Raw genomic sequence first — 15,267 nt, forward strand, 5'->3', positions numbered from 1 at the left:
ACCCCCTCCGGCCGTCCCCACCCTCCCCTCCACCCGCTCCTCCCTCTGCCTTTGTGGGGGCTGGGGGGCTAGTCGTCTGCTGGTGCCCGCGCTCTGCGGGCCCGGGCTGGGGGCTCGCCTGTTTGACCCGCCTTTCGCCCAGAATTCGAAATCAGGAAGACAAGAGTGCCGTCAATTGAACTCAGCCCGGCAAGGAAGAACGCAGTTGGCGTCAGGATCCCGCATACGCTGACGGAGAGACTGCTCATCCTGCTGTCGCGCTATCGCGAAGCCAGCATCGCCGTCGTCGCCATCATTCTGGTGATCTATTTCCAGGTCGGCAGCGACGGCGGATTCCTGTCGCCGCAATTCATGAGCGTGGTGCTGCGCGACACCGGCCGCCTCGGCCTGATCGCCGCCGCCGAAGTGATGCTGATGATCACCGGCGAGATCGACCTGTCGCTGAGCGCCATCTTTTCGATCGCGCCCTATGTCATGGCGCTGTTGTCGGTCACATGGGGCGTGCCGCTTGCCGTCGGTGCGCTCATTGGCGTTTTGATCGGCGTGCTGGTTGGCGCCATCAACGGCATCATCACCGTACGCTTCAAGGTGCCGTCGCTGATCACCACGGTTGGCATGCTGTTCTTCCTGCAAGGCATCGTCGTTTCGATCTACAACAGCCAGCCGATCGTGGCGCCGGTCGAACAGCCGTTCAACGCGATCTTCGGCCAGAGCCTCTACCAGCCTTCGGATGGTCTGTTGTCGTTGCACGGCGTGACCGCCTTCACGCCGTTCCTGTGGACGGTGCTGATCGTGCTGGTGCTGGCGCTGGTGCTCAACCGGACCACCTTCGGTTTGCACACGATCGCCACCGGCAGCAACATCATCGGCGCCCGCGAGATCGGCGTGCGCACCGACCGGATGAAGATCTACAATTTCATGATCGCCGGCGGCTGCGCGGCCTTTGCCGGCATCATCAACACCGCCCAATTCACCTCCGCCGACCCGCAAGCCGGCAGCCCGTTTCTCACCTTGCAGGCCATCGCGGCGGCGGTCATCGGCGGAACGTCGCTGATGGGTGGCTCCGGCACCGTCATCGGCGCCTTGATCGGCGCCTTCGTGGTCGCCTCGCTCAACAACGGCCTGGTGATGATCGGCGCCCAGGCCACCGTTTCCGACATCTATCTGGGTGCCGCAATCATAGCCGCCATGGTGCTCAGCATCCAGGTCGACCGGCTGCGCACGAGGAGGCGCCTATGAACGCGCAGGCCATTCCGCCGCTGGCGCCCGACGCGCCGGTCATCCTCGAAATGTCGCACATTTCGAAAAGCTTCGGCGCCGTCACCGCGCTGGTCGACGTCTCGATCAAATTGCGCCAGGGCGAGGTTCTGGCGCTGGTCGGCGACAATGGCGCCGGCAAGTCGACGCTGATCAAGATCCTGTCCGGCTTCCATCAGCCGGATACCGGAACGATTACCTCGCAAGGCAAGGAAGTGCGTTTCGCGTCGCCGCGCGACGCGCGCGCCCAAGGCATCGAAACCGTCTACCAGGACCTGGCGCTGGTCGGCGATCTCAGCGTCTTCCACAACATGTTCCTGGGCCGCGAATACCACAAGCGCATCCTTGGGCTGAACCTGCTCGACAACAAGAAGATGCGCGAACAGGCGCAGCTCTACCTCGACACGCTCGGCATCTCGATCCCCAGCGTCAACAGCACCGTCGACCTTCTGTCGGGCGGACAGCGCCAATGCATCGCCGTTGCCCGCTCGATCTATTCGTCGCCGAAGATCCTGGTCCTGGACGAACCGCTTGCAGCACTCGGCGTGCGCGAGATTGCGCATGTTCTGGGGCTGATCCAGAACCTGCGCCAGCAGCGCCAGGTCTCGGTCATCCTGATCGTTCACAACTACAACCAGATTTTTGAAGTCTGCGACCGCATCAACTTCCTGCATTCGGGCGAGGTCGCGCTGGACGCCTCGACATCCGAGACGAGCGAGGAAGAACTGATCCGCATCGTCAAGTCGGGACTGGGCAGCAAGGCGATCGACGCCGCGGCAGCCGAAATCCGGCCAGGCATCGTATGACGGCCGCAAAAACCTTGCCGGCCCGACCCTCCAACCCAATTTGCCGGCCCCATACACGGAGTATTCGTTTTGACATTCTCACCTACTGAACTGACCAGATCCCTCGGCCGCGGGTTGCTGTCCTTTCCCCTCACCTTTTTTGACGATGCCGGCGCCTTCAACGAAGCGGGCTATCGCGCCCATGTCGCAAAACAAGGTGCGGCAGGTGCGGCCGGACTGTTCGCGGCCGGCGGCACCGGCGAATTTTTCTCGCTGACGCTCGATGACTACAAGCGCGTCGTGGGGGCGGCATCGGACGAAGTTCCCGACCATCTGCCGCTGCTCGCCGGTGTCGGCTACGGCACCCATATGGCGGTCGAGTTTGCCAGGGCAGCCGAGGCCAATGGTGCCGATGGGCTGCTGGTGCTGCCACCCTATCTGGTCAAGTCCGAGCAGGATGGCCTGCGCCGCCACCTGAAGGCGATCTGCCGTTCGGTCGGCATCGGCGTGATCGCCTACAACAGGGACAATGCGATCCTGACGCCTGAGACCCTCGACCAGCTCGCCGACGAGTGCCCGAACCTGATCGGACTCAAGGACGGCGTCGGCGACATCGAGCTTTTGACCGCATTGCGCTACCGCATGGCCGACCGCCTGATCTTCATCGGCGGCATGCCGACGGCCGAGGTCCATGCCAGTGCCGCCGCCGCCATCGGCATGACCACCTATTCGTCGGCGATCTACAATTTCGCGCCCGAGATGGCGCTGCGCTTCTTCGATGCCTTGCGTGCTGGGCGCATGTCTGAAGTCGGCGATCTCATCCGCAGCTTCTTCCTGCCCTACCTCGCCATCCGCAACCGTCGCGCCGGCTATGCCGTCTCGATCGTCAAGGCGGGCGCGCGCATTGCCGGGATCGACTGTGGCCCGGTCAGGTCGCCGCTTCTCGACCTGACCGCGGATGAGGAGCGGCAGCTTTCGGCGCTCATGCAGTCCTGCCGACTGCCGGTCGGAGAGCTGGTGTGACATTGGGATCGATCGGCGATCGGGTTTGAGGCCGTGCTACGATCTGGCGTCGACCATGCGGCGATAACGCTCCCGGCCGGCCTCGAGATGTTCGCGCAAGGTAAAGCGGGCGGCCTCGACGTTTTGCCGCTCGATGGCCTGGTAGATGCGCCGGTGCTCCATCTGCACTTGCTCGAGATAAAGCCGCCGCTGCTCCGGCGTTTCCGATCGCGGACGGATCGACTGCCGCGGGATGACGACGGGTCCGAGAAAATGCATGAACCGCTCGAAATAGGGATTGCCGGTCGCCGATGCGATCGCCCGGTGAAAGGCAAAGTCCGGCTCGATCGCGCTGTCGCCCGCCGCGATCGATTGATCGATGGCGTCAAGGCAATCGCGCATGCGGGCAAGGTCGTCGTCGCTGCGCTTCTCGGCGGCGATGCCCGCCGCTTCCAGTTCCACGGCGAGCCGCAGCTGCAGCACGTTCTGGACTTCCGTCAGCGAGTGAAGCTCGTCGGACACAATGCGGAACGTGGTGTTGGCCTGTTGGTCGGCGACGAACACACCAGACCCCTGACGGCTGACCACCAGCCCTTCAGAGCGCAGCGAGGCCATCGCTTCGCGTATGACCGTGCGGCTGACCCCGAACTGCGAAATCAGTTCCTGCTCGGTCGGCAGTTTCTCGCCGCTGATCAGATGGCCGGCGTGTATCTCGCGGGCAAACCAATCCGCGACTTGCGCCGTGCGGCTGATCTGAGGGGGAAGGCCAAAGGAACGTTTCATCACCACCAAGCAATAAACGAACCGCCGTTCTTCGCAACCGCTTATTTATAGGGTGATATGATGAAATTCACGACGCTGATTGCCGGCGATTGCCATGGCCCGGCTGGAACGGAGCATGGCTCACGATGATCTCTTGAGCGCGAAAGGACAAGGATTGGCTCTTTCCGACAGACCGGTGCTGTTGACCGGAGCATCAGGTACGATCGGGCGCCTGCTGGCAAGCAGGCTCGCCGCTCTCGGCTGGACGCTGCGCCTGACCGATGTCGTGCCCTTGCCGATCGCGCTTCCGCAAGGCGCGACATTCGATGTCGTCGATCTTGAGAACCAAGGCGCGGTGAATGAACTCGCCAAGGGATGCGGCTTGATCCTGCATTTCGGTGGCGTCTCCACCGAACAATCCTTCGAGACGGTGCTCGGTCCCAATCTGCGCGGTAGCTTTCACATTTACGAAGCCGCGCGCAAAGAGAAAGCGCGGGTCGCATTTCCTTCCTCCGTGCATGCGGTTGGCCTCTACGAGCGGACGGAGATCCTCGACCAGGATTGCCTGCTGCGTCCGGACGGCTATTACGGTCTGTCGAAGGCCTATGGCGAGATGCTGGCGCGGCTCTACTTCGACAAGCACGCGGTGGAAAGCGTGCTGATCCGCATCGGCTCGGTGCTGCCTGAGGTGCCGGACGAACGGATCCTGTCGACCTGGATATCGCACGACGATTTCGTGCGCCTGATCGAGCGTTGTGCCGCGGCAGAGCATGTCGATTGCTCCGTCATCTGGGGTCAGTCCGACAACAGCCGCGGCTTCTGGCGAAACGATGCCCGCAAGAAGCTCGGCTGGGCGCCGCTCGACAGTTCCGACAGTCAGGCCGAGCGCGTCCGTGGCAAGGTGACGGACAACCCGGTGGTGGAGCGTTACCAGGGCGGCAAGTTCATCGTTGTCGACTACAGCCGCTCCGACTTTCCGCCGCGCTCCATGTTCCCCGAGGAGTGATCGACTTACGCCGGCAGCTTCCGCCCGGCGATCAGGTCGGCAGCCTTCTCGGCGATCATGATGACGGCGGCATTGGTGTTCGACGACACGATGCTTGGCATTACCGAACTGTCGCAAACGCGCAGACCCTGCAAGCCGTGCACGCGAAGTTCGGGGTCGACGACGCTGTCCATACCGCCGCCCATCCGGCAGGTGCCGACCGGGTGGTAGGCGCTGCGACCGTGCTCGCGCGCGAAGGCTTCCAGTCCTGCGCGCCCCTTCGTTGCTGCACCCGGAAGATGCTCGCGGCTGATGTATTTGGCGAAGGCCGGTTGCGACAGGATCTCGCGGCTGATCTCGATGCCGTCGATGGCGCGGTCGAGGTCGTAGCGCTCGGCGAAGGGGTTCGGATCGATGACCGGCGGCTCGCGCAGATCAGCCGATCGCAGCGTGACGCTGCCGCGCGAACGAGGCCGCACATGATAGGAATTCAGCGTGCAACCATTGCCGCCTGGGACCGAGCCGATGCCTTCCTCGACGCCGGCGCCGGGCAGGAAATGAAACTGGATGTCGGGGGTTTTCTCGGTGCGGTCGCCCCACCAGAAGGCGCCGGCTTCGACAATGTTCGAAGCCACCGGCCCCTTGCCGAACAGCGCATATTCGAGGCCGGCGACGGCCTGCCAGCGCTTCTTCTTGTAGCGATCGATACCGTGCGGCCCGTTGAGTTCGGCGACGACGTCGACATCCATGTGGTCATGCAGGTTCTGGCCGACGCCCTCCAATTCGTGGATCACCTTGATGCCATGCGCGCCAAGATGGGCAGCGGGGCCGATACCGGACAGCATCAGAAGTTTGGGCGAGCCGATGGCGCCGGCGGTGATGATCACCTCGCGCTCGGCACGCAGCAGTTCCGCACGGCCATTGACAATGATCTCAACGCCGATGGCGTGCCCATTTTCGACAACGATGCGGCTGACCATTGCGTCAGTGCGCAGCTTCAGGTTCTTGCGGCTCATCGCGGGCTTGAGGTATGCGACGGCAGTGCTGCTGCGGCGACCGTTGCGCGTCGTCGTCTGGTAAAACCCCGCCCCTTCCTGCTGACCGGCGTTGAAGTCGGCGCGGAACGGAAGACCGGCCTGCTGCGCCGCCCTGACGAAGACCCGTGTCAGCGGGTGCGGCGTGCCACTGGAAACGCCGAGCGGCCCTTCGGTGCCGTGATGCGGGCCGGCGAAAGTGTCGTTGCCTTCGGAGTGCCGGAAATACGGCAGTACATCGGCATAGCTCCAGCCCACGCAACCCTCTTCGACCGCCCACCCGTCGTAGTCTTGCGGGCAGCCGCGGGTGAACACCTGGGCGTTGATCGAGGAGCCGCCACCGAGAACCCGGGCCTGCGGATAGACCATGGTGCGCCCATCGATCATCTTGCCTGGTGCGGTTTGATAGCCCCAGATCAACGGACCGGACGTCATCTTGAAGAAGCCGACCGGGAGGTGGATGTAGCGATCGGTGTCCGGCGGGCCGGCCTCCAGCAGGACGACCGATAGGTCTGGATCCTCGCTCAGCCTTGCGGCAAGAACGCAGCCGGCCGAGCCGCCACCGACTATGACGTAATCCGGCATTTTTCCTCCCGTTGCTGCCCGGCCCTGATGCCCGGCCCTGATGCCCCGACGATCTCAAGTCTCTTGTGTCGCGTCAAGAGAACGGGTATGGTTGCCGTGTTGAAGGGTTGTCGTACAAGTGGAGGAGCTTGACAATTCCTCTTTTCGGAGGCGTCCCCGCGCATGCAGCCGGGCGGGAAACAGATTTCAATCGGGAGGTTTGATAATGAAGGACAGGAAGAGTTTGACACTTTCCGGCACAGTCAGTCGCCGGACACTGATGCTGGGCGCGACGGCCGGAGTGGCCGCACTTGCCATGCCAAGGGTCCTGCGCGCACAGGAAAAGCCGACGCTGGTGACATCAATCCGCTCGCTATCTAACCCATACCATGCGGTGTGGAAAACCGGCGCCGAGGCCTATGCCAAATGGGCCGGGCTCGAGCATGTCACGCTGGTTTCGGAAGGCAACAGCGAGAAGGGCATCGCCGACATCAAGGCCATGCTCGCCAAGACCGGCGGCAACATGGTGCTCAATTCCGACCCCAACGACACGCCGGATGCGCGCCCGATCGTCGAGGCCTGCGCCAAGGCCGGCGCCTATGTCGTGACGCAGTGGAACAAGCCGCCGGACCTGCACCCGAAGGACTTCAACCCGAACTACGTCTCCCACATCGAGTTCGACGGCATCTCAAGCGGCAAGACCATCGCCGAGATCCTGTTCAAGACGATCGGCGGCAAGGGCGGCATCGTCGCGCTTGGCGGGCTGATCTCGACCACGGCGGCGATCGAGCGCAAGAAGGGCCTCGACGCGGCGCTCGCCGCCAATCCCGACATCAAGCTGCTCGACTTCCAGGTCGCCAATTGGAAATCGACCGAGGCCTTCGACCTGATGGGCAATCTGCTCACCCGCTTCGGCGACGACATCAAGGGCATCTGGGCCGCCAATGACGACATGGGCTCCGGTGCACTCGAAGCGCTGCGCGCCGAGAACCTTGCCGGCAAGGTGCCGATCGTCGGTGTCGACGGCATCAAGACGGCGGTCGATGCGGTGCGCACCGGCGAGTTCGCCTGCACCGTCACCTCGGATCCGTTCTGGCAGGGCGGCATGGGACTGGCCATCGGCTACAATGCCAAGATCGGCAAGTTCGATCCGACCAAAGAACCGCCGGAGCACCGCGAATTCTACGGCAAGGCGGTGCTGATTTCGCACGACAATGTCGAGGAGTATTACAAGACCAATGTCGACGCGAAGCCTGAGATCGACTGGAACGATCTGTGGGGTCGGGTGACCGGGGCCATCCGTACCTGACCACCCGAGCGGGCCTGCTAACTCCCTGGCGGCCCGCTCCCCTTTGCAGGCGTCGTGCATTGCATCCGCATCGGCGACTGTCATGACGCAGACGGGAAGCGGTTTCTTGACAATCAATACAGAACCCCTGAAGTCCGTTTCGGACATCGAGCGGACGACGCTTATGACACTGATCCCCGCCCGCATCGCCGGCCTGTTCGGCGGCAGGCGCTGGCGCAGCCTGGCGCCGCTCGCGGTGCTGATCGTGCTGTGCGTGCTGATCGCCATTGCCAATCCCAATTTCATCGAATTGCGCAATCTGGTGCGCCTCGCCAACTCCGCCGCCGTGCCGCTGACGCTGGCGATGGGCCTGACCTTCATCATCCTGATGGGCAGCATCGACCTTTCCGTCGAGGGCACGCTGTCGGTGGCAGCGATGGTGGTGGTGCTGCTCGCCGCCAATGACAGCAATGGCAACGACTATGGCTGGTGGGGGGTGCTGGCCGCGGTGATCGCCGGTACCGCCATGGGTTTTGTCAGCGGCCTCGTCCAGACCATGCTGCGCATCCCTTCCTTCATGGCCACGCTGGGCATGTGGTTCATCGGCCTTGGCCTGTCGGTCTATATGCTCGGCGGCTCGGCGATCCGGCTCAACGACGCCACGATCCGCGACCTGGCATTGACCCGCTTCCTTGGCCTGCCGCTGGCGGTGTGGGTCGCCACCGGGGCGTTCCTGCTCGCCACGGTGATCCAGTATCACACCAGGCTCGGGCGCCACATCCTGGCCATCGGCGGCGACGAGGATGTCGCCAAGCTCTCCGGCGTCAATGTGGTGCGTGTGCGCATCACCGCTTTCGCACTGGCCGGTTTCTTCTTCGGCATCGCTGGCGTCCTTGCCGCGGCCCAGCTCGGCCAGTCGCATGCCGTCATCGGCGACGGCAGGTTGTTTGCCGCGGTCACCGCGGTCGTCGTCGGCGGCACGGCGCTGACCGGTGGCGAAGGCGGCGTCGTCAACACGCTGATCGGCGTGCTCATCGTCACCGTGCTTGCCAACGGCATGATCCTGCTCGGCATCTCGCCCTATATCCAGCAGACGGTGCAGGGCCTGATGATTATCGCCGCGGTGGCGCTGTCGCTCGACCGCGTTCGCCTCAGAATAGTGAAGTGAGCGCCATGCTGTGCGCTGCCGGCATCACCAAGACATTTCCCGGCGTGCATGCCTTGCGCGATGTCAGCATCGAGGTCAGGCCGAACGAGGTGGTCGGGCTGATCGGCGAGAACGGCGCCGGCAAGTCGACGCTGATGCGGGTGCTGGCCGGCAGCTACCGGCCGGACGGCGGCAGCCTGACCCTCGACGGCGAGCAGCTTCGCATGCGCAATCCGCGCGACGCGGCACGGCATGGCATCGGCATGGTGTTCCAGGAACAGTCGCTGGTGCTCAATTTGACGGTCGCCGAAAACATCTATCTCGGTCAGGAAGACCGTTTTACGCGCTTCGGCATCGTCAACTGGCGCGCCTTGAACAACGCTGCGCGCCGCCAACTCGGCAAGATCGGCATCGACATCGATGTCACCGCACGCACCTCCGAACTCACTTTCGCCGCCCGCCAGATGGTCGAACTGGCCAAGGCGCTGACGCTGGAGGAAATGGTCGAGCGGCCGCTGCTGATCCTGCTCGACGAGCCGACTTCGGTGCTCAATGCCGCCGATATTGAGGTGCTGTTCGCGCGCGTCCGTTCGCTCAAATCCCGCGCCAGCTTCGTCTTCGTCTCGCACCGCCTCGACGAGGTGCTGGCGATCTCCGACCGCGTCTACACGATGAAGGATGGCGCGGTGGTCGCCGAACACCGCACGGCCGATGTCACCGCGCCGGAGCTGCACGAGATCATGGTCGGACGGGGGCTGCAGGCCGAATACTATCGCGAGGCCCGCCAGCAGGCGCCGCGCAAAGAGACGATGGTCGAAACCAGGGGGCTCGGCGTCGCCGGCGCCTACCATGGCGTGGACCTCAGGATCAGGGCCGGCGAGATCGTCGGCATCGCCGGTGTCGTCGGTTCCGGCCGCGAGGAAGTCACCCGCACGGTCGGCGGGCTCCTTCAGCACAGCGCAGGCGAAATGAAAATCGCCGGCAACGCGGTGCATTTCGGCTCGCCTGAGCCTGCCGTGCGTAAGGGCATCGGCTATGTGCCGCGCGAACGACGGCTCGAAGGACTGGTGATGTTCCTGTCGATCGCCGAAAACATCTCGCTGGGCGACCTGTCGAGCGTCATGCGCCATGGCGCCATCGACTATGGTAAAGAGCGTCGGCTCGCCGCCGACTGGATCAAGCGGCTGCGCATCAAGGCGCCCGGCCCCGATGCGGCCTGCCGCAAGCTCAGCGGCGGCAATCAGCAGAAGGTGGTGCTGGCACGCTGGATGACGGCGGGCTCGCGCATCCTGGTACTCGACCATCCGACCCGTGGCCTCGATGTCGGCGCCAAGGAGGAGGTCTACGAGCTGATCCGCGACCTTTCCGGACAGGGCGTGGCGATCCTGCTGATCTCCGACACGCTGGAGGAAACGATCGGCCTGTCGCACCAGGTGCTGGTGATGCGCGACGGCGAGATCACCGCGCGTTTCGACGCCAGTCCCGGCAACAAGCCGGACCAGGTCGAGCTGTTGCGGGCGATGGTGTGAGGCGGCCGATGAATGAGATCTTTTCACTGCAAAAATTCCTCGACAGCAAATGGACGCACGGCGCCGTTCCGCTGGTGCTGCTTGTGGCGCTGCTGCTGATCATCGAGATCGCATCACCCGGCTTTCTCACCGGCGAAACCGTGGCTCTGCTGTTCGCCAACACAGCGGTGCTGTTCATCCTGGCGACCGGCGTCACCTTCGCCATCTTGCTCGGCGGCATCGACCTTTCGATCCAGGCCGTCGCCTCGCTGGCGAGTGTGATCCTGGCCCAGTTGCTGCCGTCGCTCGGGCTTGCTGCCTTTCCGGTGGCAATCCTGTCCGGTCTCGCCTTCGGGATGTTGAGCGGCATCGTCCACGTCAAGCTGCGCGTCCCGTCTTTCGTGGCGACGCTGGCCACAGGCGGTGTAGTAACCGGCATCGCGCTCTGGGTTTCCGACGGCCGCGCCATCACCATCGAGGAGGGCGGCCGTGAAAACACCGCCTGGATCAACGCCACGGTCGCCGGCCTGCCGGTGGTGGTGCTGATTTCGGCGGTGATCGGCATCGCTGGTTTTCTGGCCCTGCGCTACACACGCTTCGGCCGCCAGGCCATCGCCGTCGGCGCCGGCGAACCCGCCGCCTGGGCCGCGGGCATCAATGTCGACCGCACCAAGAGCATCGCCTTCGCCGCCTCCGGCATGCGGGCCGCCATCGCCGGCGTCGTGCTCGCGGCGCGGCTGTCGAGCGGCTCGCCGGTTCTGGCCAACCAGTTGCTGCTGCCGGCCATTGCCGCCGTCATCGTCGGCGGCACCGCCATCACCGGCGGCCTTGGTGGCGTTGCTCGCACGGCGGTCGGCGCGCTGATCATCTCGATCGTGCGCATCGGCATGACCTTCGTCGGCGTCAACATTTTCCTGGAAAACATGGTGTTCGGCGCGGTGCTCATCGCCGCCGTCGCCATCACCATCGACCGCAGCAAGATCGCGGTCATCAAGTGACAGAGCTCCCCGCACCGCCTCCCAAGCAAGCGCGGACAGGGCGGGACCGCAAACGCACAAACTCCATGCGGTCCCGCCCAATCAGACTACTGCATCGTGTCGAGGCCGATCAGCTCGATCTTGTAGCCGTCCGGGTCTTCGACGAAGGCGATGTGGGTGGTGCCATGCTGCATCGGCCCGGGCTTGCGCGGAATCTTGGCGCCACGCTTTTCGAGCTCGGCGCAGACGGCGTAGATGTCGTTGACGCCGAGCGCCAGATGGCCGAAGCCGGTGCCGATCTCGTAGGGCTCCTCGCGGCCCCAGTTCAGCGTCAGCTCGACGACGGCCTCTTTGTCCTCCGGACCATAGCCGACAAAGGCATTGGTGAACTTGCCGCCGGGATACTCGTCCCGGCGCAGCAATGTCATGCCGAGAACCTCGGTGTAAAAGGCAATCGACCTGTCGAGGTCGAGCACCCTGATCATGGTGTGCATGTAGCGGAAGCGGCCTTGGGCGTCGCTCATGGGGAAAGTCCTCCGAATTCGGTGATTTGCTGGTCTGACCATCCACATCAAACGGCTGGTTGGGAAACGCGCCGCTTGATGTTCTAAATCAGGGTTGTATGATAACACGACAAGAACGGTGGTTGTCCAGTCGTTTCCGCAGAGGGTCCAGAGCCAGGTCATGAATGTCGTGCCGTCCACCCCCGCATCGCTGATTGCAGCCCTCGCCGGCGTGCTGCCGAGTGGTGGACTGCTGACGGCCGAGGCTGATCTGGCACGCTACAGCCGCGACTGGTCGGGCGACCATTTCGGTCGTCCGCTGGCGGTAGCGCGTCCGGCTTCGGTCGAGGAGATGTCGGCGCTGATGCGGCGCTGCCACGAGGAGCGCATTCCGGTGGTGCCGCAGGGCGGCCTGACAGGTCTGGTCGGCGCGGCGGTGGCCGCGGACAGCGGCGAAGTGGTGATCTCGCTCGAGCGCCTGAACACAATCCGTTCCGTCAATCCGATCGATTTCGCCATGGTGGTCGAGGCCGGCTGCATCCTCGAGGACGCCAAGCGCGCCGCCGAGGCGCATGACTGTCTGCTGCCGATCACCTTCGGGGCGCAGGGAAGCTGCCGCATCGGCGGCAACGTCGCCACCAATGCCGGCGGTTTCAACGTGCTGCGCTACGGCATGACGCGCGATCTGGTGCTTGGCCTGGAAGTGGTGCTGGCCGATGGGCGGATCTGGAACGGGCTGAAGGTGCTGCGCAAGGACAATCGCGGCTATGATTTGAAGCAGGTCTTCATCGGCTCAGAGGGCACGCTCGGCATCGTCACCGCGGCGGCGCTGAAACTCTTTCCCAAGCCGACGCAGATCGAGACGGCGTTGGTCGGGCTGCGCTCTGTCGAGGACGCCATGGCGCTCTATGCGCGGGCGCGGCGCGACTGCAGCGACCTGCTCACCGCCTTTGAATTGATCCTGCGCGGCGGCATCGAGATCACCATGCGCGAGCGCGCGGATTTTCCGGAACCGCTGACCAGGGCCTACCCGGCCTATGTGCTGATCGAGATTTCCTCTGGTGGGTTGATCGACCTGTCCGCCATGCTTCTGGGTTTTCTCGGCGGCGTCGCGGATATCGTCGAGGACGGGGTCGTGGCATCGACGCGGGCGCAGGGCGAGCGGCTGTGGCGCTACCGAGAGATCATGGTCGAGCGCCAGGGCCGTGGCGGCCGCTATCTGCGCACCGACGTTTCGGTGCCGATCTCGAGACTTGCCGATTTCGTCGCTGAGACGCTTTTCGAATTGGAGCGGGCACGCCCGGACGCGCTAGCCGTCACCTACGGCCATGTCGGCGACGGCAACATCCATCTCAACGTCGTGCCGCCGGAAGGCATGGAACCCGAGGCCATCGAACAGCTGTTCGAAGAGGCCGAAGGGCATATCTTTGCCGTCGTCGACCGCCATGGCGGCTCGATCAGCGCCGAGCATGGCATCGGCCGGGTCAAGCAGAAGGCGTTCCTCGAGCGCATCGACCCGGTGGCCCTCGATCTGGCGGCGGGCATCAAGGAAGCCTTCGATCCGCGCCACATCCTGAGCAACGGCCGCATTCTGGCGTCCAAATCCGCCCTCGACTATAGGTGAGCGATGACGCTGAAGCTCGACAAGGTCAATCGCGGTCCGCATCTCTCGACTCTGGTCGCGAGTTCCATCTCGCGCGAGATCGCGCAAGGGCGCCTCAAGCCCGGCGATCAGCTGCCGACCGAACAGGCCCTCGCGACCACATTCGGGGTCAGCCGCAACGTGGTGCGCGAGGCGATCGCACGGCTGCGCTCGGAAGGCCGCATCTGGTCGCAGCAGGGACGCGGCGCCTTCGTGGTGGAGAGCAACAACCCGACGGTGCTGACCATCGACTATGAGGCGCTGCAGCGGGCCGACTCATTCCGCAATCTGTTCGAACTGCGCGGCATCCTCGAGGTGCAGGCGGCTGCCCTTGCCGCAAGGCGGCGCAGCGAGGCCGATCTCACCGCGATGGGCGATGCTCTTGCCGGCATGCGTGCAGCACCCTATGGCAGCGTCGCCTGGCTGCGCAGCGATCTCGAATTCCACCGCGCCGTCGCCGAGGCGACGCGCAATTCCTACATGGGCCAGTTCCTGGTCTTCGTTTCCGAGCGCGTGCGCGAAAGCATTCTCGCCGCCGGCAACCAGCAGAAATCCGACGACATGGCCCGCATCACGCTCGGCGAGCACGAACGCATCTTCGCCGCCATCCGCGCCGGCGATGTCGAGGCGGCGCAGACGGCCATGCGCGACCATCTGGCGGGCGCGGCTCTGCGTGTCGGACTGCACGACAGTGACGCTGTTGCAGAGGCAGCATCTCCGGTGCGGCACTCAAGGTTGAGGAAGGCTATCCGCAAGCAAGCCGCCGGATAGCGGTATCGACCTGCCCTGCGCCTTGTCGGCCCGGCCCCGTCACGTCGTTGGCGGTTCAACCAGCGAGACGCCGTTCAGGCCGGCGATGATATCCGACAATGCCGGCACGAACTTTTCGCCATGGCCGGTGGTAACGGCGGTGGCGAAGCCATTGCGCACCGCGGCCCCGATCGGATTGGCGACGCCGGCCGCTTGCGCAAAGGAAGCAAGATAGGTCATGTCCTTGAGCGCATTGGCGATGGCAAAACGCTGCGCGTTCTCGTTGCGGTTCAGCACGAAGTCGAAGAAGGCCTGGTAAAAGCCGCAGTCCATGCGGCTGCCCGAGATGACGCTGTTGAACACCTGCGGCGTCAGCCCTGCCTTCGCGCCAAGCGTCAGCGCCTCCGAGTAGATCGCCGAGTACCCCATCGAGATGAAATTGTTGAGCAGCTTCATGGTGTGGCCGCTGCCAGTCGGTCCGGTGTGCACGACACGCGCCGCGAAGGCTTCGAGCACGGGCCGCGCCCGCGCGACGGTCTCGGTCGGGCCGCCGACCATGACGTCGAGCTCGCCTTCGGCGGCTTCCTTGGGCGTACGCGCCAGCGGCGCATCGATCAGCGTCAGGCCCTGAGTGGCGAGTTCGGCCGCCAGTGCCGTCGTCGATGATGGGTTGGAGGTCGAGCAGTCGATGATCAGCAGCGGCTTGCCGGCAGAAGCCAGCCCGCCCGGCCCCTTCACCAGTGCCTCCACCTCGCGCGAACCGGTGACGCAAAGGATGACGACGTCGCTCGCGGCGGCAAGCTTGTGCAGGTCCTCCGCCTCCGTGGCGCCTGCCGCCACCAGCCGTTCCACCGCAGCACGGCTGCGATGCGCCCAGACCGTCAGCGGCCAGCCTTTGGCCAGGAGATTGGCGGCCATGCCGGCACCCATGCTGCCCAGTCCGATGAAGCCTATGCGTTCTTTCATGCTTTTCTCCAATCGCGCCTCCTGCCCGGCAGCAGTTGCAATGCCTCACCTTGCGGCGAACCCGTGTCGATGCAATCCTTTGCCGGAGAATCGGACC

Annotated in this window: 14 protein-coding genes; 10 read left to right on the forward strand and 4 right to left on the reverse strand. The window is 64.4% G+C overall.

The features are described from left to right. Window positions 1–165: 165 nt before the first annotated feature. The 3 genes from NKI85_RS26600 (at window position 166) to kdgD (ending at window position 3,065) form a co-directional block, all read left to right on the forward strand. On the forward strand, window positions 166–1,239 hold the full coding sequence (locus tag NKI85_RS26600; RefSeq protein ID WP_352527264.1) for an ABC transporter permease: 1,074 nt from the start codon (window positions 166–168) through the stop codon (window positions 1,237–1,239). Beyond that, window positions 1,236–2,063 (forward strand): ATP-binding cassette domain-containing protein, encoded by an 828-nt coding sequence (locus NKI85_RS26605; protein WP_352778818.1) that lies wholly within the window; start codon window positions 1,236–1,238, stop codon window positions 2,061–2,063. Before NKI85_RS26600 ends, NKI85_RS26605 begins: the two co-directional genes overlap by 4 nt. Before the next feature lie 69 nt (window positions 2,064–2,132). Then, the gene (kdgD, locus tag NKI85_RS26610) at window positions 2,133–3,065 is read left to right on the forward strand and encodes a 5-dehydro-4-deoxyglucarate dehydratase (protein ID WP_352778821.1); all 933 of its coding nucleotides are present in this window, start codon (window positions 2,133–2,135) and stop codon (window positions 3,063–3,065) included. A 36-nt stretch (window positions 3,066–3,101) separates the two neighbouring features. Here kdgD and NKI85_RS26615 read toward each other — a convergent pair whose 3' ends face one another. Next, window positions 3,102–3,827 carry a FadR/GntR family transcriptional regulator gene (locus NKI85_RS26615; protein WP_352778823.1) on the reverse strand — a complete coding sequence of 242 codons (726 nt, stop codon included), beginning with the start codon at window positions 3,825–3,827 and terminating at the stop codon, window positions 3,102–3,104. A gap of 115 nt (window positions 3,828–3,942) precedes the next feature. On the opposite strand from NKI85_RS26615, the gene NKI85_RS26620 reads away from it, so the two are divergent. Continuing rightward, window positions 3,943–4,812 carry an NAD-dependent epimerase/dehydratase family protein gene (locus NKI85_RS26620; protein WP_352778825.1) on the forward strand — a complete coding sequence of 290 codons (870 nt, stop codon included), beginning with the start codon at window positions 3,943–3,945 and terminating at the stop codon, window positions 4,810–4,812. A 5-nt stretch (window positions 4,813–4,817) separates the two neighbouring features. Here the strand turns inward: NKI85_RS26620 and NKI85_RS26625 are convergent, their stop codons facing one another. After that, entirely contained in the window at window positions 4,818–6,410 is a 1,593-nt protein-coding gene (locus NKI85_RS26625; RefSeq protein WP_352527259.1) for a GMC family oxidoreductase, read from the reverse strand. Window positions 6,411–6,615: 205 nt separating this feature from the next. Between NKI85_RS26625 and NKI85_RS26630 the strand changes: the two genes are divergently transcribed. The 4 genes from NKI85_RS26630 to NKI85_RS26645 all read left to right on the forward strand — a co-directional run bounded on the left by NKI85_RS26630 (window position 6,616) and on the right by NKI85_RS26645 (window position 11,330). Continuing rightward, window positions 6,616–7,698 (forward strand): sugar ABC transporter substrate-binding protein, encoded by a 1,083-nt coding sequence (locus NKI85_RS26630; RefSeq protein ID WP_352778827.1) that lies wholly within the window; start codon window positions 6,616–6,618, stop codon window positions 7,696–7,698. 106 nt (window positions 7,699–7,804) lie between these two features. Beyond that, window positions 7,805–8,845, forward strand: coding sequence for an ABC transporter permease (locus NKI85_RS26635; RefSeq protein WP_352778829.1), 1,041 nt, complete (start codon window positions 7,805–7,807; stop codon window positions 8,843–8,845). Window positions 8,846–8,850: 5 nt separating this feature from the next. Next, on the forward strand, window positions 8,851–10,353 hold the full coding sequence (locus NKI85_RS26640; RefSeq protein ID WP_352778878.1) for a sugar ABC transporter ATP-binding protein: 1,503 nt from the start codon (window positions 8,851–8,853) through the stop codon (window positions 10,351–10,353). Between the two features lie 8 nt (window positions 10,354–10,361). After that, window positions 10,362–11,330, forward strand: a complete 969-nt coding sequence (locus tag NKI85_RS26645) for an ABC transporter permease (RefSeq protein ID WP_352778831.1) — start codon at window positions 10,362–10,364, stop codon at window positions 11,328–11,330. Between the two features lie 86 nt (window positions 11,331–11,416). Here NKI85_RS26645 and gloA read toward each other — a convergent pair whose 3' ends face one another. Continuing rightward, the gene (gene gloA / locus NKI85_RS26650; RefSeq protein ID WP_352778833.1) at window positions 11,417–11,833 is read right to left on the reverse strand and encodes a lactoylglutathione lyase; all 417 of its coding nucleotides are present in this window, start codon (window positions 11,831–11,833) and stop codon (window positions 11,417–11,419) included. 160 nt (window positions 11,834–11,993) lie between these two features. Between gloA and NKI85_RS26655 the strand changes: the two genes are divergently transcribed. Continuing rightward, window positions 11,994–13,436: an FAD-binding oxidoreductase gene (locus NKI85_RS26655; RefSeq protein ID WP_352778834.1), complete on the forward strand. Its 1,443-nt coding sequence runs from the start codon at window positions 11,994–11,996 to the stop codon at window positions 13,434–13,436. A 3-nt stretch (window positions 13,437–13,439) separates the two neighbouring features. Continuing rightward, window positions 13,440–14,225 carry a FadR/GntR family transcriptional regulator gene (locus NKI85_RS26660; RefSeq protein WP_352778837.1) on the forward strand — a complete coding sequence of 262 codons (786 nt, stop codon included), beginning with the start codon at window positions 13,440–13,442 and terminating at the stop codon, window positions 14,223–14,225. 39 nt (window positions 14,226–14,264) lie between these two features. Here the strand turns inward: NKI85_RS26660 and NKI85_RS26665 are convergent, their stop codons facing one another. Next, window positions 14,265–15,170: an NAD(P)-dependent oxidoreductase gene (locus NKI85_RS26665; RefSeq protein ID WP_352778839.1), complete on the reverse strand. Its 906-nt coding sequence runs from the start codon at window positions 15,168–15,170 to the stop codon at window positions 14,265–14,267. Window positions 15,171–15,267 lie beyond the last annotated feature (97 nt).

The sequence above is a fragment of the Mesorhizobium sp. M0571 genome (assembly GCF_040320985.1).
In the GTDB taxonomy this organism is placed as follows: domain Bacteria; phylum Pseudomonadota; class Alphaproteobacteria; order Rhizobiales; family Rhizobiaceae; genus Mesorhizobium.

What these genes read in the sequence shown, in the direction of transcription:
- NKI85_RS26605 (WP_352778818.1), top strand. Translation starts at nt 1,236, where the DNA reads ATGAACGCGCAGGCCATTCCGCCGCTGGCGCCCGACGCGCCGGTCATC.
- NKI85_RS26615 (WP_352778823.1), bottom strand. Translation starts at nt 3,827, where the DNA reads ATGAAACGTTCCTTTGGCCTTCCCCCTCAGATCAGCCGCACGGCGCAA.
- NKI85_RS26620 (WP_352778825.1), top strand. Translation starts at nt 3,943, where the DNA reads ATGGCTCACGATGATCTCTTGAGCGCGAAAGGACAAGGATTGGCTCTT.
- NKI85_RS26625 (WP_352527259.1), bottom strand. Translation starts at nt 6,410, where the DNA reads ATGCCGGATTACGTCATAGTCGGTGGCGGCTCGGCCGGCTGCGTTCTT.
- NKI85_RS26630 (WP_352778827.1), top strand. Translation starts at nt 6,616, where the DNA reads ATGAAGGACAGGAAGAGTTTGACACTTTCCGGCACAGTCAGTCGCCGG.
- NKI85_RS26640 (WP_352778878.1), top strand. Translation starts at nt 8,851, where the DNA reads ATGCTGTGCGCTGCCGGCATCACCAAGACATTTCCCGGCGTGCATGCC.
- NKI85_RS26645 (WP_352778831.1), top strand. Translation starts at nt 10,362, where the DNA reads ATGAATGAGATCTTTTCACTGCAAAAATTCCTCGACAGCAAATGGACG.
- gloA (WP_352778833.1), bottom strand. Translation starts at nt 11,833, where the DNA reads ATGAGCGACGCCCAAGGCCGCTTCCGCTACATGCACACCATGATCAGG.
- NKI85_RS26655 (WP_352778834.1), top strand. Translation starts at nt 11,994, where the DNA reads ATGAATGTCGTGCCGTCCACCCCCGCATCGCTGATTGCAGCCCTCGCC.
- NKI85_RS26660 (WP_352778837.1), top strand. Translation starts at nt 13,440, where the DNA reads ATGACGCTGAAGCTCGACAAGGTCAATCGCGGTCCGCATCTCTCGACT.
- NKI85_RS26665 (WP_352778839.1), bottom strand. Translation starts at nt 15,170, where the DNA reads ATGAAAGAACGCATAGGCTTCATCGGACTGGGCAGCATGGGTGCCGGC.